This is a genomic window from Comamonas sp., assembly GCF_036666375.1.
Taxonomy (GTDB): Bacteria; Pseudomonadota; Gammaproteobacteria; order Burkholderiales; family Burkholderiaceae_C; genus Comamonas.
The window spans coordinates 1-4844 of sequence record NZ_JAVWWA010000189.1 but is presented as its reverse complement, the minus strand read 5'-3'; the positions used below and the strand labels follow the sequence as shown (position 1 = coordinate 4844).

The following is a 4844-nucleotide window of genomic DNA, read 5'->3' as shown; positions in this document are numbered from 1 at the left end:
CGATGCGCGCGCCCGCCAGTACCTGGCACGCCAGATGGAAAACCATTTCTTCGGCGGCGGCGCCGACGCCGCCGTGGGCTACGTGCCCCCGACCGACGCATAAAACGCCAGCCGGGCCGCATCCATTGACGGCCCCGGTGCAGGACGGGATAATCCCGTCTTTCTGCGGGAGAGCTAAGGCGCTGCATGCGCCTTCGCCGAAGGCGCAAACTCCCATAATCGCTCAGGCACCCGGAACCGCAGGAATCGTTCGCCAACTGGAGAGCAGTCAGGGCGCGGCTTGCCGCGCCGCCGACTCACCGAAGGGGCAAGCGCTCCTGGCTTGCCGCCTGGAGCGCCCAAACTCTCAGGTACAAAGGACAGCGGGAGAGGCGTATCGGCACCGTCAGGCGACGGGCCGGTTTCCACCGAGACTTTTTGCGTGTCCTCTTCCCTCTCCGCCATCCAGCCTCTGCAGGCGTCCTCCCCTATCGACACCATGCTGGTGATCTACCTCGTGGCGATCACCGCCGAAGCCATGTCCGGCGCACTGGCCGCGGGCCGGCGCAACATGGACATCTTCGGCGTCGCCGTGATTGCCTTCGTCACCGCCCTGGGCGGCGGCACCATACGCGACATGGTGCTGGGCCATTTCCCCATAGGCTGGACCCAGCACCCCGAATACGTCTACCTGGTGATTTCCGCGGGCCTGCTGACCACGCTGGTCGCGCGCCATCTGCTGCGCCTCAAGCAGCTGTTCCTGCTGCTCGACGCCATGGGGCTGATCGCGTTCTCGCTGATAGGCTGCAACGTGGCGCTCAAGCTCAACTACCCGCTGGTGGTGGTCATCATCTCGGGCATGCTCACCGGCATCAGCGGCGGCATTCTGCGCGACGTGCTGTGCAACCAGGTGCCGGTGGTGTTCCGGCGCGAGCTCTATGCCAGCGTGTCGCTCGCGGTCTGCGTGCTGTTCCTGCTGCTGCAGCATTTCGCGGTGTCCACGGGCATCAGCACGGCCATCTGCTTTGCGGGCGGCCTGGCGCTGCGCCTGCTGGCCATCCGTTTCAAATGGCGGCTGCCGACGTTTTCCTACCAGCAGCGCTGGGAATGAACGCCGCGGCCTGATTTCTCCCTATGTCCGAAGCAATTGACTGGCTGCCCGACGGCACGCCCTACAGCCCGCGTTTTTCCGACCGCTACCACAGTGAAAACGGCGGCCTGGACCAGGCGCGCCAGGTGTTTTTCGCCGGCTGCGGCCTGCCCGCGGCCTGGGCCTATGCCGCGCAGTGGCGCATTCTCGAGACCGGTTTCGGCTTCGGACTCAACTTTCTCGTCACCTGGGCCGCCTGGAAAGCCGACCCGGCGCGTCCGCGCCAGCTGCATTTCGTCTCGATCGAGGCCTATCCGGTCACGCAGGACGACATGCGCCGCGCCATGCCGCAGGACCCCGCACTGCACCCGCTGGCCGAACAGCTCGCCGCGCAGTTCTGGGGCCTGCTGCCGGGCGTGCACCGGCTGTCGTTCGAGGACGGCCAGGTGCAGCTGACGCTCTACATCGGCGATGCCCAGGCCCAGCTGCGCCAGCAGATGCCCACGGTCGACTCGGTCTACCTCGACGGTTTCAGCCCCGCGCGCAATCCCGAGATATGGGATGCGCAGACGCTCAAGGCCGTGGCGCGCTGCTGCCGCCGCGGCACGCGGCTGGCAAGCTGGACGATTGCGCGCGCGGTGCGCGATGCGCTGGCCGAGAACGGCTTCGAAGTGCAGAAGGTGCCGGGCGTTCCCCCGAAGCGCGACAACCTGCAGGCGCTGTTCAATCCGCGCTGGGAGCCGCGCCGGCGCGCCGATGCCTGGAGCCAGCCGCCGCAGCTGCCGCCCGCCGACGCGCGCCGCGCCATCGTCATTGGCGGCGGCATTGCGGGCGCGTCCGTCGCCTTCGAGCTCGCGCGCCGCGGCTGGCAGGTCGAGGTGCAAGACCGGGCCGATCAACCCGCGGGCGGCGCCTCGGGCCTGCCCGCAGGCCTGTTTGCCCCCCATGTCTCGCCCGACGACAGCCTGCTGTCGCGGCTGTCGCGCAGCGGCGTGCGCGCCACGCTGCAGCGGGCCCATGCCTTGCTGCAACCCGGCCAGGATTGGCAGCACTGCGGCGTGCTCGAACACCGCGTGGAAAGCAGCGACGGGCTCATAGGCCTGCCGCGCGAATGGCAGCTCGAAGGCGCGCATGCCGCGCCCGCGGGTTCGCGCCCGCACCCGGGCCATGACTGGAGCCACCCCGCCGACGCCGCGCAGCGCGCGCTGGCCGGGCTGGATGGCGCCGACGCCGCCTGCTGGCATGCGCAGGCCGGCTGGATACGGCCGGCGCAGCTGGTGCGCGCGCTGCTGGCCCAGCCCGGCATCCAGTGGCAAGGCCGGCGCCGGGTCGCGCAATTGCTGCGCCAAGGCAGCGACTGGCAGTTGCTCGATGCCCAGGGCCAGGTACTGGGCCAGGCACCGCTGGTGGTGATTGCCGGCGGCCATGGCAGCGACCAGCTGCTGCCTGCCGGCTGGCCGCTGCAGCGCATGCGCGGCCAGGTCTCCTGGGGCGAGCACAAGGACCTGGCGGCCGATGCGCTGCCGCCCTTCCCGGTCAACGGCAAGGGCAGCCTGGTGCCCCATATTCCGCTGGGCGGCCTTGATGCGGGCCGTGGCTGGTTCATGGGCTCGACTTTCGAGCGCGACAGCGATACGCTGCCGCCATCCCCCGCGGACCAGGCAGCAGCGCACGCGGCCAACGCGCTGCGACTGCAGGCCTTGCTGCCAGACAAGGCGGCGGCACTGGCGCCGGCGTTTGCCGCCACGCCGCAGCTGTGGGCTGGCGTGCGCCTGGCCGCGCCCGACCGCCTGCCGCTGGTCGGTCCGGTGGACCCGGTGCACCAACCGGGCCTGTGGACCTGCACGGCCATGGGCGCGCGCGGCATCACGCTGGCGCTGCTGTGCGCCGAACTGCTGGCCGCGCGCCTGCACGACGAGCCGCTGCCGCTTGACGCCAAGCTCGCGCAGGCGCTGTCGACCCAGCGCATCGGCGCCTGACCGCGGCCTGACAGAGGGTTTTGCACCGGTTCAGAAAACCGGCCGAAAACGCCTCTCGGCGGGCCGCCAGGCCGCGCCAGTGCTTGCGCATAAGCTTATTCGCATAAAGGAAGCACAAAACAATAGTTTGCCCGGCGGCTGTCCCGGCCTACATTTCCCAGCATGCATGCTTCGAGCACCCTCCCCCCACATGCCCCACGAAGGCTCAGGGCGCTCGCGCGACTTTCCTGCATTTGCGCCCGCCTGCCGCAGGCTCCCCGCGGCCCGGCAGGGCTTCACCGGTTTTCGCACTGAACCGCCATGTACCAATACACCCCCTTTGACCAGGAATTCGTGAAGCTGCGCGCCGATCAGTTCCGTGACCAACTCGAACGCTGGCAGGCCGGCAAGCTGCCGGAAGACGACTTCCGCCCGCTGCGCCTGCAAAACGGCTGGTATGTGCAGCGCTACGCGCCCATGCTGCGCGTGGCCGTGCCCTACGGCGAAATCGCCAGCCGGCAGATCCGCGTGCTGGCGCGCATCGCGCGCGAATATGACGAACCCGAAGCCGAAGTCTTCAAGGCCGCGATGGAAGGCCAGGGCCTGCTGGGCACCACGTTCCTGCCCACGCACTGCGCCCACTTCACGACCCGCACCAACGTGCAGTTCAACTGGATTCCGCTGGCCAAGGCCGCCGATGTGATGGACCTGCTGGCCAGCGTCGATCTGCACGGCATCCAGACCAGCGGCAACTGCATTCGCAACACCACCACCGACGCCCTGGCCGGCGTGGCCGTCGACGAGATCGTCGATCCGCGCCCCTACGCCGAAATCCTGCGCCAGTGGACCACGCTGCACCCCGAGTTCGCCTTCCTGCCGCGCAAGTTCAAGATCGCGATCAGCGGCGCCGCGGAAGACCGTGCCGCCACGGGTTGGCACGATGTGGGCCTGCATGTGGTGAAGAACGCCGCCGGCGAAGTCGGCTTCAAGGTGTTCGTCGGCGGCGGCATGGGCCGCACCCCGGTGATCTCCACGCAGATCCGCGAGTTCCTGCCCTGGAACCAGGTGATGAACTACATCGAGGCCATCGTGCGCGTCTACAACGAGCACGGCCGGCGCGACAACAAGTACAAGGCGCGCATCAAGATCCTGGTCAAGGCCGAAGGCCAGCAGTACATCGACGATGTCGAAGAGGAATATCGCCAGATCGTCGAGATCGACGGCGGCCCGCACACCATTCCCCAGGCCGAGCTCGACCGCGTCAAGGCCTGCTTTGTCGATCCGCAGCTGCCGGCGCTCAAGCCGCTGTCGGCCGAGGACATCGCGCAGTCGCTTGCGGCCCACTCGGCTGCCGAGCCCGGCTTTGCCCGCTGGCTGGCGCGCAACGTGCACCCGCACCGCAATCCGCAGCTGCGCGCCGTCACGCTGTCGTTCAAGCGCCCCGGCCAGTCGCCGGGCGACGCCACGGGCGACCAGCTCGATGCGCTGGCCGCGCTGATGGACCGCTTCTCGTCGGGCGAAGCCCGCGTCACGCATGACCAGAACGTGCTGCTGCCCTGGGTGCCCGTGAGCGAGCTGTTCACGCTGTGGCAGGAAGCGCGCGCGCTGGGCCTGGCCAGCGCCAACGTGCAATTGCTGACCGACATGATCGCCTGCCCCGGCGGCGACTTCTGCGCGCTGGCCAATGCGCGCTCGCTGCCGATTGCCGAAGCCATCACCCAGCGCTACCAGGACCTCGACGAGCTCGACGACATCGGCCCCATCGACCTGCACATCAGCGGCTGCATCAACAGCTGCGGCCACCACCACAGCGGCCA

At 68.8% G+C, this 4844-nt stretch carries 3 protein-coding genes, 1 pseudogene and 1 riboswitch; all 4 genes and pseudogenes read left to right on the top strand.

What is annotated here, in order from left to right; translation table 11 throughout:
- A pseudogene (locus tag RR928_RS24270) lies at positions 1 to 103 on the top strand (Fe(2+)-trafficking protein); the annotation flags it as partial.
- Between the two features lie 53 nt (positions 104 to 156).
- Positions 157 to 250, top strand: a riboswitch (glycine riboswitch).
- Between the two features lie 228 nt (positions 251 to 478).
- Positions 479 to 1090, top strand: a complete 612-nt coding sequence (locus RR928_RS24265) for a trimeric intracellular cation channel family protein (protein ID WP_332538532.1) — start codon at positions 479 to 481, stop codon at positions 1088 to 1090.
- 23 nt (positions 1091 to 1113) lie between these two features.
- Complete coding sequence (mnmC, locus tag RR928_RS24260) at positions 1114 to 3048, top strand: FAD-dependent 5-carboxymethylaminomethyl-2-thiouridine(34) oxidoreductase MnmC (protein ID WP_332538530.1); 1935 nt, start codon at positions 1114 to 1116, stop codon at positions 3046 to 3048.
- Between the two features lie 300 nt (positions 3049 to 3348).
- The coding region (locus RR928_RS24255; protein WP_332684614.1) for a nitrite/sulfite reductase at positions 3349 to 4844 on the top strand (1496 nt) is incomplete at its 3' end.

Coding starts and splice junctions, on each gene's coding strand:
- mnmC (WP_332538530.1), top strand. CDS start 1,114: ATGTCCGAAGCAATTGACTGGCTGCCCGACGGCACGCCCTACAGCCCG.
- RR928_RS24265 (WP_332538532.1), top strand. CDS start 479: ATGCTGGTGATCTACCTCGTGGCGATCACCGCCGAAGCCATGTCCGGC.